Annotated in this window: 13 protein-coding genes; 8 read left to right on the top strand and 5 right to left on the bottom strand. The window is 70.4% G+C overall.

What is annotated here, in order from left to right; genetic code table 11:
- Positions 1-65: 65 nt before the first annotated feature.
- Together IEY87_RS16355 and IEY87_RS16350 are read right to left on the bottom strand one after the other, a co-directional pair.
- Entirely contained in the window at positions 66-815 is a 750-nt protein-coding gene (locus IEY87_RS16355) for a polysaccharide deacetylase family protein (RefSeq protein ID WP_225277071.1), read from the bottom strand.
- 62 nt (positions 816-877) lie between these two features.
- Positions 878-1,714, bottom strand: coding sequence for an alpha/beta hydrolase (locus tag IEY87_RS16350; RefSeq protein ID WP_189139525.1), 837 nt, complete (start codon positions 1,712-1,714; stop codon positions 878-880).
- Between the two features lie 151 nt (positions 1,715-1,865).
- Here IEY87_RS16350 and IEY87_RS16345 point away from each other — a divergent pair, with 151 nt between their 5' ends.
- From IEY87_RS16345 to IEY87_RS16330, 4 genes are all read left to right on the top strand, one after another.
- Positions 1,866-2,282 carry a MarR family winged helix-turn-helix transcriptional regulator gene (locus tag IEY87_RS16345; protein WP_189139524.1) on the top strand — a complete coding sequence of 139 codons (417 nt, stop codon included), beginning with the start codon at positions 1,866-1,868 and terminating at the stop codon, positions 2,280-2,282.
- Positions 2,283-2,420: 138 nt separating this feature from the next.
- Positions 2,421-4,334, top strand: a complete 1,914-nt coding sequence (locus IEY87_RS16340; RefSeq protein ID WP_189139523.1) for a heparinase II/III family protein — start codon at positions 2,421-2,423, stop codon at positions 4,332-4,334.
- A 61-nt stretch (positions 4,335-4,395) separates the two neighbouring features.
- Positions 4,396-5,538 carry a substrate-binding domain-containing protein gene (locus tag IEY87_RS16335; protein ID WP_189139522.1) on the top strand — a complete coding sequence of 381 codons (1,143 nt, stop codon included), beginning with the start codon at positions 4,396-4,398 and terminating at the stop codon, positions 5,536-5,538.
- A gap of 104 nt (positions 5,539-5,642) precedes the next feature.
- Positions 5,643-5,786: a hypothetical protein gene (locus IEY87_RS16330; protein WP_189139521.1), complete on the top strand. Its 144-nt coding sequence runs from the start codon at positions 5,643-5,645 to the stop codon at positions 5,784-5,786.
- Between the two features lie 243 nt (positions 5,787-6,029).
- Here IEY87_RS16330 and IEY87_RS16325 read toward each other — a convergent pair whose 3' ends face one another.
- Complete coding sequence (locus IEY87_RS16325) at positions 6,030-9,176, bottom strand: ATP-binding protein (protein WP_189139520.1); 3,147 nt, start codon at positions 9,174-9,176, stop codon at positions 6,030-6,032.
- 141 nt (positions 9,177-9,317) lie between these two features.
- On the opposite strand from IEY87_RS16325, the gene IEY87_RS16320 reads away from it, so the two are divergent.
- From IEY87_RS16320 to IEY87_RS16310, 3 genes are all read left to right on the top strand, one after another.
- On the top strand, positions 9,318-10,463 hold the full coding sequence (locus tag IEY87_RS16320) for a serine hydrolase domain-containing protein (RefSeq protein ID WP_225277072.1): 1,146 nt from the start codon (positions 9,318-9,320) through the stop codon (positions 10,461-10,463).
- A gap of 181 nt (positions 10,464-10,644) precedes the next feature.
- Entirely contained in the window at positions 10,645-10,842 is a 198-nt protein-coding gene (locus IEY87_RS16315) for a hypothetical protein (RefSeq protein WP_189139518.1), read from the top strand.
- 85 nt (positions 10,843-10,927) lie between these two features.
- Entirely contained in the window at positions 10,928-12,112 is a 1,185-nt protein-coding gene (locus tag IEY87_RS16310; RefSeq protein WP_189139517.1) for a serine hydrolase domain-containing protein, read from the top strand.
- A 141-nt stretch (positions 12,113-12,253) separates the two neighbouring features.
- Here IEY87_RS16310 and IEY87_RS16305 read toward each other — a convergent pair whose 3' ends face one another.
- Both IEY87_RS16305 and IEY87_RS16300 read right to left on the bottom strand, forming a co-directional pair.
- Positions 12,254-12,400 (bottom strand): carbonic anhydrase, encoded by a 147-nt coding sequence (locus IEY87_RS16305; protein ID WP_225277073.1) that lies wholly within the window; start codon positions 12,398-12,400, stop codon positions 12,254-12,256.
- A 120-nt stretch (positions 12,401-12,520) separates the two neighbouring features.
- Positions 12,521-14,587, bottom strand: coding sequence for a DUF2264 domain-containing protein (locus IEY87_RS16300; protein ID WP_189139516.1), 2,067 nt, complete (start codon positions 14,585-14,587; stop codon positions 12,521-12,523).
- Between the two features lie 439 nt (positions 14,588-15,026).
- Between IEY87_RS16300 and IEY87_RS16295 the strand changes: the two genes are divergently transcribed.
- Entirely contained in the window at positions 15,027-16,046 is a 1,020-nt protein-coding gene (locus IEY87_RS16295) for a hydroxyacid dehydrogenase (RefSeq protein WP_225277074.1), read from the top strand.
- Positions 16,047-16,080: the final 34 nt, after the last annotated feature.

Below are 16,080 nucleotides of genomic sequence, written 5' to 3'. Positions count from 1 at the left end.
GCGAAGCCCTCCCCTGCCCGTACCCCGGGCACTTCACGCCCCAGGCCCGGCGCTGCGCCTTCCGGTCAGCGCGCGAGCAGCTCGGCGATCGTGACGAAGCGGTAGCCGTCGGCGCGCAGGCCCGTGATGACGCCCCGCAGAGCGCCCCGCGTCCGCTGCCCGCTGTCGTACCAGGGGTGGAGCAGGACGATCGAGCCGGGCCGAACCTGCTCGCGCACCGTGGCGACGAGCTGGGCGGCCGTCGGGTCGCCGGCCGATTCGGGCTCCACGTCCCACATGACCGTCCGCCGCCCGTGCTCGGCCAGGTAGAGCGGCAGCGACAGCAGCTTCTTACCGGTCGGCGGCCGGAACGGAATCTCGCTCCGCTCGCCCGCCTGCCGGATCAGCGCGTCGGTGGGCTCGACCTCGGCCGCGACGGTGCCGGAGGAGACGAAGACCATCCGGCGGTGGCTGTAGGTGTGGTTGCCGAGCTGGTGCCCCGCCTTGACGAGCGCCGCCGCGCGCCCGGGATCGCTCTGGATCTGCGCGCCCACCACGAAGAAGGTGGCCTTCACCTTCTCCTCCGCCAGCACGTCGAGAATCTCCTCGGCATGCTCGTCGGGCCCGTCGTCAAAGGTCAGGGCCACGACCTTCTCGTCCGTCTCGACCCGGTGCACGAGCTCCCCGGCGAGCTGGAACGTTCGCGCGTTCATGAGCCGGTAGAGCCCGACGGCACTGGACGCCAGCAGTACGGCGACCACCAGCGTGATCGACGACCACTTCCGCGACCGGGACCATCTCTTCCTGCCCACCCCGGCTCCGCCCTGCTCGGACACGCCTACGCACTTCCCCCCACCGGTCCGCCTCGGGTATCCGAGAGCTCCGCGATCACCGTATTCTAAAGATCACCACGAAGCCGGAGCGCCAGGAACTGACCGGCCCGCTCCAGCGCCGCTTCCGCCTCGGCTGATCCGTCGTGCTGGAACACGTGCGGTTTACCCGGAACCACCTCCAGCGTCACCGCGACCTCGGCGGCCCCGGCGTGCCCGGCCAGCCGTACGGCGTCGTCCAGCAGCACCTCGCTCGAGCCGACCTGGATCAGCAGGGGCGGCAGCCCGGCGAGGTCGGCGAAGACCGGGCTCGCCTCAGGCCCCGATCTGTCACCGCCGGCGATGTACTGATCGAAGTACCACTCGAGATCGGCCGGAGTGAAGATCGGGTCGACCCCGTTCTTGGACCGCATGCTCGGGCCGCTGAGGGTGAGATCGACCGCCGGCGAGAACAGGACCGCCCCCGCCGGCATCGGCAGGCCCGCGTCTCGGGCGCGCATCATGGTGATGACGGCCAGGGCGGCCCCGGCCGAGTCACCCGCGATCACCAGCCGCCGGGGGTCGGCGCCGGAGTCCAGCAGCTCGCGGTAGGCCGCCAGGCAGTCGTCGGGCGCGGCCGGGAACGGATGCTCCGGCGCCAGCCGGTAGTCGAGCGAGACCGCCCGGCCGTCGAGGTGCCGCAGCAGCGCGAGGGTGAGGTGGGCGGTGACACGAGCCGACCCGACCACGAAACCGCCGCCGTGGAAGTACAGCAGCACGTCCTCGCCGGTCGTGCCGGGCGCCTCGATCCGCAGCTCCAGCGCCGGCCGCCCGCCGAGTGTCGTCGCCGAGGAGTGGACATCCGCGGGTATGGGCCTGGTGAGCATGGCCGCGAACTGCTCGCGCTGTTCGGCAGGGTTTCGCATTTTCAGCCCTTCGGAATTAGTCAAGCCACCTGACAGTCAGGCGACTTTACCATGCGTGCTGATACCGTCAAGCTGCCTGACGAAATCGCTTGGAGGAAGGGCACCGCGCACGCTGATGACGACGCGATCCGGACGAGAAGACGAGCCCAGAGTGCCGCTCCCCACCCTGCTCACACAGGCCAAGGACATCGCACTCGGGCGACTTCACCAGCGACTGGCCGATGAAGGGTTCGAGGGAATCCGGTACGTGCACGGCTCCGTCTTCCGGTTCATCGACGCCGAAGGCTCGCGACTGACCACCCTCGCCGAACGCTCCGGACTGACCAAGCAGGCGATCGGCGAACTGGTCGGCGAGTTGGAGGATCACGGTTACGTCGAACGGGTGGCCGATGCGGGCGATCGACGCGCGAAGATCATCCGGTTGACCGGCCAGGGCAGGATGGCCCAGGTCGCAGCGGCCCGGATCCTCGCGGATGTCGAGCAGCGGTGGTCGCGGCATCTCGGCGGGGACCAGGTCGCCATGCTGCGGCGCGCCTTGGAAGAAGTCATCGCCTTCGAAAGCAGTTAGCACACCGGGAACCCGGCCGACGGCCTCGGGTGGGGCGCATGTTGGCGACTGCACCCGATCGCTTGGTCCGGTGGAGTGCTCTGTTGATTCATCTTCGATCAAATCCGATCGGTACTATGGGTCCCCGCGAGGAGGACTATGACGAACACCGCAACCGGCTCCCCGATCCGCCGCCCGGACACCACGGACCCCGGTCCGCTGCTCACCGCCTGGGGAGCCGCGGCCTCCTGGGAGCGCCTGGCGCACAGCCTGCTGCCGCCGGACGCCGCGCTACCGGCGCCTCCCGCCGCCGACGGTGACGGAGATCCGCTGAGTGCGGTGCGGGCGCGGGCCGAGGCCGAGCGGGGGACACCGTGGCCGCAGCCGCTGGCCTCGCAGTACGCGCGCTACTTCCGCGCCGGAGACGGAAACCGTACCGACTACGAGAGTCAGGTGTTCGAGCGTCAGGACCGGCTGACCCGGGCCGTGCTGATGGCGGTGGCGAGCGGGGCGGAGCGGTGGCTGGACGAGGCCGCCGACGGGATGGTGCTGCTGTGCGAGCAGAGCTCGTGGTGCTGGCCGGCCCATGAGGAGTCGTGCCGGCCCAACGGGACGGTCCTGCCCGACCTGGGCGAGCCCTGCCTCGACCTGGGCGCCGCCGACGTGGCCGCCCAGCTGGCCTGGGCCGACCACGCGCTCGGGGCGCGGCTCGACGCGCGCTTCCCAGGGCTGCGTGCGCGAGTGCGGGCGGAGGTGCGCGTGCGGGTGCTGGAGCCGTTCACCCGGCGGCGCGACTGGCACTGGCTCGGGCTCGACGGCCACGTGCACAACTGGTGCCCGTGGATCTGCGGCAACATCCTCGTGGCCGCCCTGCGCCTGAGCGAGCCGGGCGACGAGCGGGCGCGGCAGGTGGCGCTCGCCGTCGAGGGCATCGACCGCTACCTCGCGGCGCTGCCGGACGACGGCTCGATCGACGAGGGCTACGAATACTGGTGGAACGGCGCCTGCCGCGCGCTGGAGGCCCTCGACGTGCTGGAGCACGCCACCTCGGGGACGCTGAGCGCCGCGCGGGTGCCGGTCGTCCGGGAGACCGTACGTTTCCCGCACCGCATGCAGCTGGGCGGGCCGTGGTACCTCAACTTCGCCGACGCGCGGGCCCGGCCGTCCGGTGAGGTGCCCTGGCAGGTGCCTTACCGGTGGGGTCGCCGGCTGGGCGAGCAGGACGTGGCCCGGCACGCCGCCGCCCATCGAGGCGCGGTCTCCGTCTCGGCCGAGCTCGGGCGGGCGCTGATCGAGCTGGCCGACGCCGAGTGGCGGCGGGTCGTGCCGGGCGCGCCGCCCCTGGTCCCCGGCGTCTGGCTGCCGGGCACCCAGGTGGGCCTCGCGCGAACCGCCGCCGGGACATCGCTCGGCCTCACGCTCGCGATCAAGGGCGGGCACAACGACGAGAACCACAACCACAACGATGTCGGCACCGTCGTCGTCGCCGTGGACGGGGTGCCGGTCATCGTCGACGCCGGGCGGCCCATGTACACCGCGCAGACGTTCAGTCCGGACCGGTACGCGATCTGGACGATGCGGAGCGACTGGCACAGCGTTCCTGAGGTACGGGGCACGGCGCAGGGGCAGGGCCGCCGGTTCCTGGCGCGCGACGTCGAGGTGACGGACGAGTCCGGGGTCTTCGCGGCCCGGATGGATCTGGCGGCGGCGTACCCGGTGGAAGGGCTGCGGCAGTGGCGGCGGACGGCCCGGCTCGACCGGGCCGCGTCGCTCGTCACGATCGAGGACGCCTGGAGCTTCGACGGCGACGGCGCCTCGCCCAGCTTCCTGCACTTCCTGCTGGCCGGGCGGGTGGAGCTCGCCTCCGGGCAGGTGGTGGTGCGGCCGTTGGAGGGCGCCCGCGACGTGCTCGTCAGCTGGGACCCGGAGCTGGCCACGGGCTCGCTCACCGTCCGCGAGCTGGACGATCCGATGCTCTCCTCGGTGTGGGGCGAGCGGCTGACCCGGCTGGAGCTGCGCCTGCCCGACACGGCACGCGGCGCACTCCAGGTCCAGGTGGAGGTGCGCGCATGACCGTGCCCACGTCGCCGCCTGTCTCCCGCTTCCCCACGTCGCTGCCTGTGGAGGTGCGCGCATGACCGTTCCCGAAGCTCCTACGCCGCTGCCTGACGAGCGGCGTGCCCAGGTGGTCGAGCTGCTGCGCCGGCGCGGGGTCGTACGCGTCAATGATCTCGCCACGGAGCTCGACGTCTCCGCGATCACCGTGCGGCGCGACATCGCGCTGCTCGCCTCTCAGGGGATCATCCGCCGGGTGCGCGGCGGGGCCGTACTCCATGGTGGCGCGCTCGCGGACACGCTCGCCGTCAAGGACCCGGAGGGGGCGCCGCCCCCGCAGGCGGCGCCGCATCCGGTGGCCGCCCGCGCGGGACAGCTCACCATCGGGGTCGTCGTACCGTCGCTCGACTACTACTGGCCCGACGTGATCCGCGGCGTCCGCGAGGCCGCGGCGGCGTCCGGCGCCCGGATCGTGCTGCGCGGGGCCACCTACCAGGCCGCCGACGAGCGCCGCCAGCTCTCCTGGCTGGTCGAGTCGCTGGGGGTGGACGGGCTGCTGGTCGCGCCCACCACCACCGGCGCCGACGGGGAGGCGCTGGTGCGCTGGCTGCAGCACACCGACGTGCCGGTGGTCCTCATCGAACGCACCGCCACCGTCGGGCCCTACCAGGAGGCGATGGAGTCGGTGGTCAGCGACCACGCGCTCGGCGCCACGATGGCCGTACGGCACCTCGCCGCGCTCGGCCACCGACACGTCGGGGTGGTCACGACCCTGCAGAGTCCGACGGCTCCGCATGTACGGCGCGGCTGGCGGCAGGCGTGCGAGGAGCTCGGCCTCCGGCTGGACGGCGCGCTCGACGTCACCACGGTCGACCAGCGGCACCCCGAGTGGCCCAAGCAGCTCGACGAGGTGCTCGACAAGTGCCTGTCCTCAGGCGCGACCGCGCTGCTGGTGCACTCGGACCCGGAGGCGATCAGCCTGGTCGAACGCTGCCAGGAACGCGGCATCCGGATGCCGGGCGACCTCACCGTGGTCACCTACGACGACGAGGTCGCCGAGCTGTGCGACCCGCCCCTGACGGCCGTCCGCCCGCCCAAGTCGGCCATCGGCCGCGCGGCCTTCGCCCTGCTCACGGCCCGCCTGGCGGACCCCGACCCCCAACGCCCCGCCCACCGAACCGTCATCGAACCCCGCCTGATCGTCCGCTCGTCCTCCTCGTAGGGAGTCAGCGGCTCGTCAAGGAGTAGGTTCCAGACCCTCTCCGGCAAAGAGAGGCCGCATCATTTTTCGTCACTATGCGTGATTGCCAAGCGACAATGAGCGACATGCCGCCTATCGCACCCGGCCGCGGGGCGGGACGTGCGCCGCCGACGTCGGCCTGGAGTTCCTCACCAGGGAACATGGACGAGTACGGCCAGGTCATCGTCGATCCCGCCCCGCCGGACGCGCTCGAAGCCGCCCTCCGCTGACCCTCCCTCGCGACATTCAGCGCGCTGAACGCACGGGGCGAACAGGCGTTGAGATGCCGAACCCACGTGAGTTCCCGCTCCCGGTGAGCTGTGTGATCGCACGGAGACAGGCGATGGACAAGCAAACGGAGACCCACTGGGTGCTGCCGAACTTCGCCGACCTGTGCGGCACATTGCTCTTTTCTTCGTCCTTGGCCTGCCTCATGTACGACAATCGGCTCAAATACCCCTGCCACCCTGGACTTATACACGTAACTTTGTCAGACGGTCGGTGGCCTCGTGTGGGGTCAGGTCGGCGCCGCGTTCATAGGCGCCGTCGTAGTCGGTACGGCCGAGCGACTCCGCGAGCATCTCCGTGAGGCAGCGCAGTTCGGTGTCGCCGTGGTCGAAGGCGCCGCGGATGGTCTGACTCAGGCCGAGCGCGGTGGCCGCGCCTGCCGGATCGCCCTCCAGCAACAGTAGCCTGGCCAGGAGTTGAGCAGCCAAGGAAGCATCCATGATCGCCTGCGCCGCCTCAACAGCGCGGGGCATCAGTTCGCGGGCGCGTACGGCGTCGCCAGCGGTGAGGAGGTTGGCTACCCGAGCGAGGAGCAGCCGAGGGTCGATGGCCTCCGCCGACTGGGGCAGCTTGCGCAGGAGCGCCTCCATCCGGTCGAGCGCTTGATCGGCGCGTTCGACCTCTCCGGAGCGGCGGTGCAGTTCTGCTTGGACGCCGAGCACCTCGATCTCCAGCGCCGGCTGTCCACGCCGCCAGGCCGCTCGTTCGGCGGTGTCGATGTCACGCCTCGCGCCGGCCAGGTCGCCGGCGCGCATGCGTTCCGTGGCGAGCCCGAGCCGGGTGGAGACCTCGTCCTGCGAGCCGAGGTCGGTGGCGATCGCGAGGCTATGCTCGTAGGCGGTGATCGCCTGGTCGTGGTCTCCGGCGATGGCGTGGATCTGAGCCAGGCCGTACAGCGCCTTCGCCGTCCACCACCGATCGCCCGTCTCCTCGAACAGGCGCAGTGCCGTGGTCATCGCGGTCGCGAAGCCTTCCCGGTCGCCCTGTTCGCGATGGCGCATGGCTTCGATCATGAAGGTGCAGGCGATCGCCCAGCGGTCCGAGCCGCTGCGCACCCGGGCGATCTCTTGATCGAGCAGCTCGTCCAGCCCGAGTATCGCCGCCATCACCAGCACTATCGTCAGCAGCATCGGATAGCGGCGCAGCGCGCCCGTGCGCGCGCAGTCGCCGATGAGCGCGCGGAGCCGCTCGTGGTCAGTGATCGGCCCGCCCTCGACGCCCACCAGGTGGATCGCGGTGAACGCGGCGCGGGCGTCCGCGGGCAGCGCGTCGCCGAACTCGGTGACCTTGGCGATGTAGGTCTCGGCCCGGGCGTCGTAGCGGAGCATGACCCAGTACCAGTACAGCGGTCCGAGCATCCGGGCCGCGGTCTCGGCGTCGTCTCCGTCGATGGCCGTTTGCAGGGCGTACATCAGGTTGTCGTACTCGGCCTGGAACAGCCGCAGCGACTCCGCCTGCTTGTCCGAGCGCAGCAGCGGCTCGTGTTCGTCGGCCAGGTCCGCGAAGTACCGGGTGAGCCCACGCAGGACGGCGTCGGTCTCTCCTGCGAGTCGGAGCTTCCCCGCCGCGTGTGCCCGGATGGTTTCCAGCATCCGGTAGCCGTCGCCGGCCCGCTCCACGATGGATTTGTCGACCAGGGAGTCCAGGAGGTAGACGACCTCGTCCGCGGGAAGCGTCTCATCCGCGCAGACCGCTTCGATCACCGCGATACCCGTCCGCGCCGGAAATATCGATATTCGGGCGGCCAGTGTGCGCTCTTGTGAGGTGAGGAGATCCCAGCTCCACTCAATGACCGCATGCAGCGTCTGCTGGCGGGGCTGGGCGGTCCGGTTACCGGTGCTGAGCAGCCGGAAGCGGTCATCCAGCCGCCGGGCGATCTGCTCGGCGCTCATGGTCCGCAGGCGTGCCGCGGCCAGTTCCAGGGCGAGCGGCAGCCCGTCCAGCCGGCGCACGATGTCCACGACCGGCCCAGCGGTCGACGCGTCCAGTGCGAAGCCGGGTCGTACGGCTCCCGCCCGGTCGAGGAACAGCCGCACCGCGGCCGATGCGGAGACACGATCGCGATCCGCGTGCCCCGGGGGGAGGCCGAGGGGTCCCAGGCGGCACAGCGCCTCACCCATGACGTCCAGCGGTTCCCGGCTCGTGGCCAGGATGGTCAGGTCCGGCTGGCGCTCCAGCACCTGCCCGGCGAACTCCGCGGCGGCTCCGGAGATCTGTTCGCAGTTGTCCAGAACCAGCACGCCTTCACCACCGGCGAGCAGGTTGACCACCCGCTCCAGTAGCGTGCCGGCCGGCTGGGCTCCGGCGAGGCTGATCGTGCTCAGCACCGCCTCCACCAGCCCGTCGGCCGTGTTCACCGCGGCCAGGGAGACCAGCCAGGCCCGGCCTCGCTGATGGACCCGATGCCGGCTCACGGCCTCCACGGCCAGCCGGGTCTTGCCCACTCCTCCGGGGCCCACGACGGTGACCAGCCGGGAGGACTCCAGCAACCCGGCCAGCAACCTCAGCTCCTCCTGCCTGCCGACGAAGCTGGTCAGCTGGGCGGGCAGACGTCCTGGCACTGCGTGCGGCCGGGCCTGTCGCGCCTGGGGGTAATCCCGCTCACCCCGCAGTACGGCGAGGTACGTCTCGCGGAGGTCCTCGGAGGGGTCGACGCCCAGTTCCTCGGCGAGGGTGCCGCGGACCTGGCCGAACACGGCCAGCGCGTCGGACTGGCGGCCTGCCGCGTGCAACGCTCGCATGCGCAATCCGGCCAGCCGTTCGCGCAGCGGGTGACCGGCGGCCATCGCCGCCATATCGGCCAGGATCTCGTCGTGGTGGCCCAGTCGCAGCTCCGCCTCGAAACGGTCTTCCATGGCCGCGACCCGTAGCTCGTCCAGCCGCGCGCCGGCCGTGGCGGCGAAGGGGGTGTCACGCACGTCGGCCAGCGCGTCTCCCCGCCACAGCGCCAGCGCCTCGTCCAGCAGCGAGGCCGCTCGCCGCACGTCACCCGCGGCCAGTTCGCGACCGCCCCGCTTCGCCTTCTCCTCGAACCGACAGGCGTCGACGTCCTCGGCGCGTACGTGCAGGCGGTACCCGCCGGCCGCCCTCTCCACGACCTCAGCCTCGCCCAGAGCTTTGCGCAGCCGATGCACCAGTCCATGCAGTGCGTTCACGGTGCCACCGCGCGGATGCTCCCCCCACAGGCCGTCAACGAGTGCGTCGACCGGCACCATCTCTCCCTCGGCCAGAGCCAGCCGGGCCAGCAGCGCTCGGACCATGACGCCGCCGACCTCGATCGGCGTGCCATCGTCGGCACAGGCCCGGACCGGTCCCAGCAACTCCATCCGCATGCACAAAGGCTATGAGCACGAAGACGCGCACGTGCCGTTTGAAAGTGGCGCCATACCGGCTAAAAGAGCGTTCTAAGACGCATGTAAGCGCCGGTGGACACCGTGGAGGACGTACGGAAGAAACGTCCGAAAGGTAGTGCAATGGCAGCCCACGAGAACGTGCAGCAGGTGCTCGACTGGTCGGTGGCCGAGGTCGGCATTCCCGGCATCGTCGCCGAGGTCAAGGACGGCGACCGCACCTGGTTCGGCACCGCCGGCGTGGCCGACATCGAAACCGGCTCCCCGCGCGTGCCGGGGGAGTACTTTCACGCCGGCAGCAGCGGCAAGGCCTTCACGTCCGCGACGCTTCTGGCCCTGGAGGCCGAGGCCGGCCTCAGCCTCGACGACACGGTCAACGCCCACCTGCCCGGCGTGCTGGACGTCAACGGCTACGACGGTGACAAGATCACCATCAAGCACCTGCTCAGCAACACCAGCGGCCTGTTCGCCACCGGCCTGGCCCCGGAGGTCAGCCAGCGCTACGCCACCCGCTCCGGGTTCGACCGGCATCGCTTCGACACCTTCAGCACCGAGGAACTGCTGCGGGTGGCGGTGTCCCAGTCGCCGGTCGGTGCGCCGGGCGAACGCTTCGAGTACGCCAACGGCGGCTTCTACATCGCCGGCGCGATCATCGAGAAGGTCACCGGCAACAGCTACGCCGACGAGGTCGACCGCCGGGTCGTCCAGCCGCTCGGCCTGACCCACACCCGCGTGCGCCCCACCACCGAGACCGGTTACCCCAGTCCGCACCCGCGAGGCTACTCCCACCAGTTCCTCAAGGACGGCGCCGACCCGGCCGCGGTCACCCCGGAGAACTGGGAATCGCTGATGGAGGAGCCCGGCCTGCCGCCTCTGGACGTCACCGAGCTCAACTCCTCCCTGGGCTACGCGGCCGGCAACGTCGTCTCCACTACGACGGACATGATCCGCTTCTTCAACGCGATGACCACCGGCAGCCTCCTGCCGCCCGCACAGCACCGGCAGATGTGGACCACGGTCTCCACCGAGGGCGGCTACTGGATGCCGTACGCCCGCTACGGCCTGGGCATGTTCGAGTTCGACGAGCAGGCGACCGGCGGCCGGACGCTGCGCGGCGTCGGCGGCAGCTTCTGGGGCTCCTATTTCTTCGCGGTCGGCACTCCCGATGGCCGGCACACCGTCGCCGTGCACACCAACACCGAGTGGAAGTCCTGGGACCCCATGTTCAAAGTCATCGAAGCGGAGTTCGGCGTTTCCATCGGTGCGTAAGCACGCCGCCCGCCAGCGACCCCCGCTGAAAGCGAACCCCCGATCACCTACGCAGGCGGCCGCCTGACGGTCAAGGACCGGCGCCACCGTGATCGGCAACGGCGGCGGGAACGTCACGGTGGACCGGGCAGAAGACGGCCTGCGCATGACCGTCGAGCAAGGCGCCGTCTAGGTCGGCGCGATGGCGCGCGGGCGCGCCGATCTGGACGTCGGCGCCGGGACGATCAACGTCGGGATCCGAACGGCACCGCCGTACTCGAACGGCACCGCCGTACTGGCGGACGCCAAGACCGCGCTCGGCAGGGTCCACGACAACCTGGGCGACGACTCCGAGGTGTCCGACGGCAACACCGTCGAGCTCGACGCCCACGTCACCTAGGGCGACATCCTGCTCCACCGTGTCACCAGCTGACTCACGTATTCCCCTACACCAACACTCCACCTGTATGAATGGCGATCGACCCATGACCGAGATCCTCCGCACCACCACCGCCTGCCTGCTCGCCGCCGCAGTCGCCGTGACCGTAAGCGCGTCGGCGGCGGCGGCCGGCGTCCACGCCGACCGCCACACCGACGACCACGCCCGGCTCCAGCGGGTGCTTGACCGAGCCGTGGCCGACGGCATGCCCGGCGCCATGGCTGAAGTCCGTGACGGCCGCAGGTCATGGTTCGGTACGGCAGGCGTGGCCGACACCGACACCGGCCTCAAGCGCCGCCGGCAGGAGTACTTCCGGGCCGGCAGCACCACCAAGACGTTCGTCGCGGTCGTGGTGTTGAAGCTGGTGGCCGAGGGCCGGCTGAGCCTGGACGACACCGTGGACAAGTGGCTGCCTGGCGTGGTGAAGGGCAACGGCCACGACGGCAGCAAGATCACCGTCAGGCAACTGCTCAACCAGACCAGCGGCATCTTCTCCTACACCTCGGATGCGGACCTGGCGACCGAACAGTGGAGCACCGCCTTCCTCAAGGCCCGTTTCAATAGCTACCGTCCCGAGCAACTGGTGAAGACAGCCATGCGTAACCCGCCCTCCTTCGCGCCTGGCAAGGGGTGGGGTTACTCCAACACCAACTTCACGCTCGCCGGAATGATCATCGAGAAGGTCACCGGCAGGTCCTACGCCGAAGAGATCAACCGGCGCATCATCCGCCCGCTCGGCCTGCGGAAGACGTACCTGCCGGGCGAAGACACGAAGCTGCGCAAGCCGCACGCACGGCACTACGTCAAGTTCCCGGTCGGCGAGGACACCACAACCCCCTACGACCTCACCGACATGAACCCCTCCTGGGCCGGGTCAGCCGGCAGCATCGTCTCGACCATGAACGACCTGCACACCTTCTATCGGGCAGTGCTGAACGGCCGTTTGCTGCCGCCCGCGCTGCAAAAGGAGATGTTCACCACCGTCTCCACCAAGGGCGCGCAGTGGATCGACAACACCGCCTACGGGCTCGGAATCTTCTCCCAGAAGCTGTCCTGCGGCGTGACGGTCTGGGGCAACGGCGGCAGGATCCACGGCTCCTGGACGTACGCGATGGGCACCCGAGACGGCAAGCACATGGTCGTCACCAACATCAACGGCGACTGGGGCAACCCGATCAGCATCCTCACCGAGGAAACGGAAGCCGAGATGTGCCCGCCGAGATCACGATGACCGCTCAATAGCACCGGCTCATCCGGCCTCACGAGCACGAGGCCGGATGAGCTCGCGCACCGCATGCGGCTCGGCGGACACCTTCCCGGCCATGCCGAACCTGGAGCGCGCCGGCAGCAGCCAGGCTGTGAGTCCCGGTGGTCAATGGCCAGGAGATTCCGGCGCGGTCTCGGCGCGGCGGGCGGCGTCCTGGTTGGGATGCTCCGGCGCGCCGGCGACGAACCGCTGGTTGCCCTCCAGCAGCATCGCCAAGGCATCATCGGGCGTTACCGTCAGCATCTCGGTCATGACCGCACGTTACCGGGGAGGTCATCGATGCTGTAGACGTGGGTGGTGCCGCCGCCCGCATGCCAGAACTCCTGAAGTCCCGTACGCGGGTCACGAGGGGACACGTGTACGGGCTAGCAGTCAGCCGAGGGTGTACGTGTCCACGGTGTCGGTGGTGCCGTCCGGCCAGGTGAGGTGGGCTGATGAGCCGTCCCAGGAGACCGTCGGCGATTCCTCCGGGGCCTGAGCGCCGAGGAAGACGGCGGCCTCGTACCACTGCTCCGGCTGGGCGGGCGTGCTCGTGGCGCACCACGGGATCAGGGTCCAGGGGGCGAGCGGTGAGGAGTCCTCGGCGGCGGTCACTCCGGACAGGTCCAGGCTCGGGCCAGGGATGACGCGTGAGTGAAGGGCGCCGTTCGAGGCCCCACCGGAGGAGAGGTCGTCGGTGGAGGGGGTCTGGGCGGGGAGGGGCCAGCCGCCGATGCGCAGGGGGCCGGTTACGTCGCCGGCCGCGGTGAGGCGGATCAGGCGTACCTCCCAAGGGCCGCGTACGGCGGACAGGACGGTGAGGTGGGGGCCGAGGCGGACCTTGCCCGAGCGGCCGGAGCCGTGGTCGAGGGTGGTGGGGTCGGGGGTGACCCAGTGGGCCTGCCAGCGGGAGGCGCCGAGGAGGGTTCCGGTGGGGAGGCGGTCGACGAGGAGGGTGTCGAAGCCGGTGCGGTGGCTGGGCAGGCCGTGCTCGTCGAGGATGGCGGCCGACTGGTCCAGGGGCTCGGCGGCGTGCTCGCCCGCGAGGGCGGGAGAGGTGGCGGTGGAGTAGCCGAGGCGCGCGTACAGGGGTGAGTCGGTCAGGTTCGTGCCCGGATGTGAGTGGTCGGTGCCGTGGTTGAGCACGCGGACGACGCCGTCGGCGCGGGTGCCGCTGACCAGCCAGCCGGGGGCGGGGACGGCAAACTGGAAGTCGCCGGTCTCGGCGGGGAGGGGCTCCTCGACGGCGGTCCATACCGGGTGGTCGGCGGGCAGCGCCAGGCCGAACATCCCCTTGGCCGCCCAGTAGGGGGAGCCGGGGCCGGAGTACGTCTGGGCGATGGGCCGCCAGGGGTGGTGCCAGCCGAGGGTGAGGACGCCGTCGTCGTCGGGGGCGCCGTGCTCGGCGAAGTGGCGGACGATGCCGGAGGCGGCGCGGCGCAGGAGGCCGGGGGCGGGGGTGGCGAGGCCGGCATAGGCACCCGTCCAGAACGGGGTGGCGGCGGCGAACCGGTAGGTGAGGCTGCGCCCCTGAATGAGGGGGGATCCGTCGGCGCCGACCAGGTGGACCGCGTCCCGCAGGTAGCGCTCCAGGCGCTCCAGATAGACGGCCCGCCGCGAGTCGGCCGCCGGGTCGCCGGCCGCCATCTCCGTCCAGATGACCGGGTAGAACTGCAGCGCCCAGCCGGAGTAGTGGTCGTAGGCCCGTTCGGCGCCGTCGGCGTACCAGCCGTTCTCCCGCGCGAACCCGTCCGTGAACGCCAGTCCGGCGTCGATGTCCCGGCGCATGTCCGCCCGCAGGCCCGCGCGCCCTTCCCCCCGCGCACCTTCCCGCGCATCTCTCTGTACGTCCCCGCGCGCACCTTCCGGTACGTCTCCGCGCGCACCAAGCTGTGCGTCCCAGCGCGAGTCCCCGTGCCGGGCAGGGCCGCCGACGGACAGGAGGAACTGCTCCACCACTATCTGGAACCAGATCCAGTTGATCGGCGGGTAGTCGGACCCGATCGCGGGCGTCAGGTAGTCGACCACCTGTTCCTGCACGCGCGGGTCGAGCCGGTCCCACAGCCAGGGCCTGGTCAGGTGGAGCACCAGGGCGAGGGAGGCGGCCTCGACCTTGGGCTGGCCGTGCTCGTCGAGGCGCACCCAGCGCTCCGGCGAGTGCGGGTCGGTGCCCGCGGCCAGGCCCTGGGCGTACCAGTCCATCAGCCCGTGCGGGTCGCGCCCGCTCTCCCCCGCCACCCGGAACCCGGCGGCCAGGAAGGTGCGCGCGAAGCCTTCGAGCCCGTCCACGTCGGCGCCGTAGCCCCCGGCCGGGCCGGGGAAGGAGATGCGCGCGTGGGTGTCGGAGGCGTAGCGCCGCGCGGACAGCAGCAGGTGGTCGGCGAGTGCCGCCCAGTGATTCCTGGTCCATCCGGTGTACGGCGAGAGCAGCCGGTCATCGAACTCTCGCAGCGTGCGCATGGGTCCTCCTGGTGTCGAACTGGTGTCGAAGATAGTGGCGGGGCCCTCCGGCGCCGAGACGCCTGTGCGGTGGGCCGGTCGGGACGCGCTGGTTGTCGTGGCGGGCGCCCCTGCCGGCAGCAGGAGGGCGACGGGACGTGATGCTGGCATCGCGACCGCGAGGCGTCAAGACAACTGTGCTCGTTTACGATCAGAAACGCTCACTCCGATCGCCTCCGTGCACCGCCCTTGACGCCCAGAAGGGGCCGGTGGCAGCATCACTTGCTCGCCGTGTTGCATCGGCACCACCGATGTCCCGCAGGAAAGGGGCACAACACGTCAATCGATCAATAACGATCGGATGAACTGATCGTTATTGATTAACAAAGTATTGACGTGATTGAAACGATCGGACATGATCAGCGGCATTGGAAAGCGCTTGCCCGCTGGAAGGACCCTTGTGAGTGCCGTACGCCGACCTCAAGCTCTGCTGCTCATGGACCCCGCGCACTTCAGCGTGCAGTTCCCTGAGCCGCAGCTCAGCCGGTTGCGTGCGCTGACTCAGCTCGCGGAGCCGTTCCCCAGCACCGATCTGGACGATCCGGACGTGCGTCGCCGGCTGGGTGAGGTGGAGGTGCTGGTGACCTCGTGGGGCTGCCCGCGGCTGACCGCCGAGGTGCTCGCCGACGCGCCGAAGCTCAAGGCGATCTTTCACTGCGCGGGCACGGTCCGCTCGTTCGTCACCGACGAGGTGTGGCGCCGGGGGATCCTCGTGACCACCGCCGCGGACGAGAACGCGATCCCGGTCGCCGAGTTCACCCTCGCGGCGATCATCTTCGCCGGTAAGAAGGCCCCTTTTCTCGCCCAGGACGCGCGCCGACATCGCGACGACTGGTCCTCCTACGCCACCTCACGCGGTGAGCTGTCCAACCGGGGTCGCACGATCGGCATCGTCGGGTTCTCCCGGACGGGACGCCGGGTCACCGAACGCCTGCGCAGCCTGGAGCTGGATGTCCTGGTGGCCGACCCCTACGCCGATCCGGCGGAGGTGAGCGCGGCGGGCGGCAGCCTGGTCCCGCTGCCCGAGCTGCTGCGCCGCTGCGACGTGCTCACCCTGCACGTCCCCGCGCTGCCCGCCACCCGCAATCTCATCGGGGCAACAGAACTCGCCCTGCTCAGGGACGGTGCGACCGTCATCAACACCGCGCGCGGCGCCGTCCTGGACACCGCCGCGCTGGAGAGCGAGTGCGCCTCGGGCCGGATCGACGCCATCCTGGATGTCACAGAACCTGAGCCTTTGCCCGCAAGTTCGCTACTCTACGACCTGCCCAACGTCATGATCACCCCCCATATCGCCGGGTCTCTCGGGGCTGAGACCCGGCGGATGAGTGAGAGTGCGCTAGACGAGCTCGAACGCTACCTGTCCGGCAGGCCGCCCCGTGCGGCCATCACCCGGGACGAGTTCGTCGTGAGCGCCTGAGCTCTGAGACCGGCTCATGGAAAGGAGACCGGAT

This window comes from Nonomuraea glycinis (genome assembly GCF_014646515.1).
GTDB lineage: Bacteria > Actinomycetota > Actinomycetes > Streptosporangiales > Streptosporangiaceae > Nonomuraea > Nonomuraea glycinis.
The sequence above is the reverse complement of the archived record's forward strand: the minus strand, read 5'-3'. Positions and strand labels throughout refer to the sequence as shown.

Coding starts and splice junctions, on each gene's coding strand:
- IEY87_RS16330 (WP_189139521.1), top strand. CDS start 5,643: ATGCCGCCTATCGCACCCGGCCGCGGGGCGGGACGTGCGCCGCCGACG.
- IEY87_RS16305 (WP_225277073.1), bottom strand. CDS start 12,400: ATGACCGAGATGCTGACGGTAACGCCCGATGATGCCTTGGCGATGCTG.
- IEY87_RS16310 (WP_189139517.1), top strand. CDS start 10,928: ATGACCGAGATCCTCCGCACCACCACCGCCTGCCTGCTCGCCGCCGCA.
- IEY87_RS16325 (WP_189139520.1), bottom strand. CDS start 9,176: ATGCGGATGGAGTTGCTGGGACCGGTCCGGGCCTGTGCCGACGATGGC.
- IEY87_RS16300 (WP_189139516.1), bottom strand. CDS start 14,587: ATGCGCACGCTGCGAGAGTTCGATGACCGGCTGCTCTCGCCGTACACC.
- IEY87_RS16315 (WP_189139518.1), top strand. CDS start 10,645: ATGGCGCGCGGGCGCGCCGATCTGGACGTCGGCGCCGGGACGATCAAC.
- IEY87_RS16350 (WP_189139525.1), bottom strand. CDS start 1,714: ATGCGAAACCCTGCCGAACAGCGCGAGCAGTTCGCGGCCATGCTCACC.
- IEY87_RS16335 (WP_189139522.1), top strand. CDS start 4,396: ATGACCGTTCCCGAAGCTCCTACGCCGCTGCCTGACGAGCGGCGTGCC.
- IEY87_RS16340 (WP_189139523.1), top strand. CDS start 2,421: ATGACGAACACCGCAACCGGCTCCCCGATCCGCCGCCCGGACACCACG.
- IEY87_RS16320 (WP_225277072.1), top strand. CDS start 9,318: ATGGCAGCCCACGAGAACGTGCAGCAGGTGCTCGACTGGTCGGTGGCC.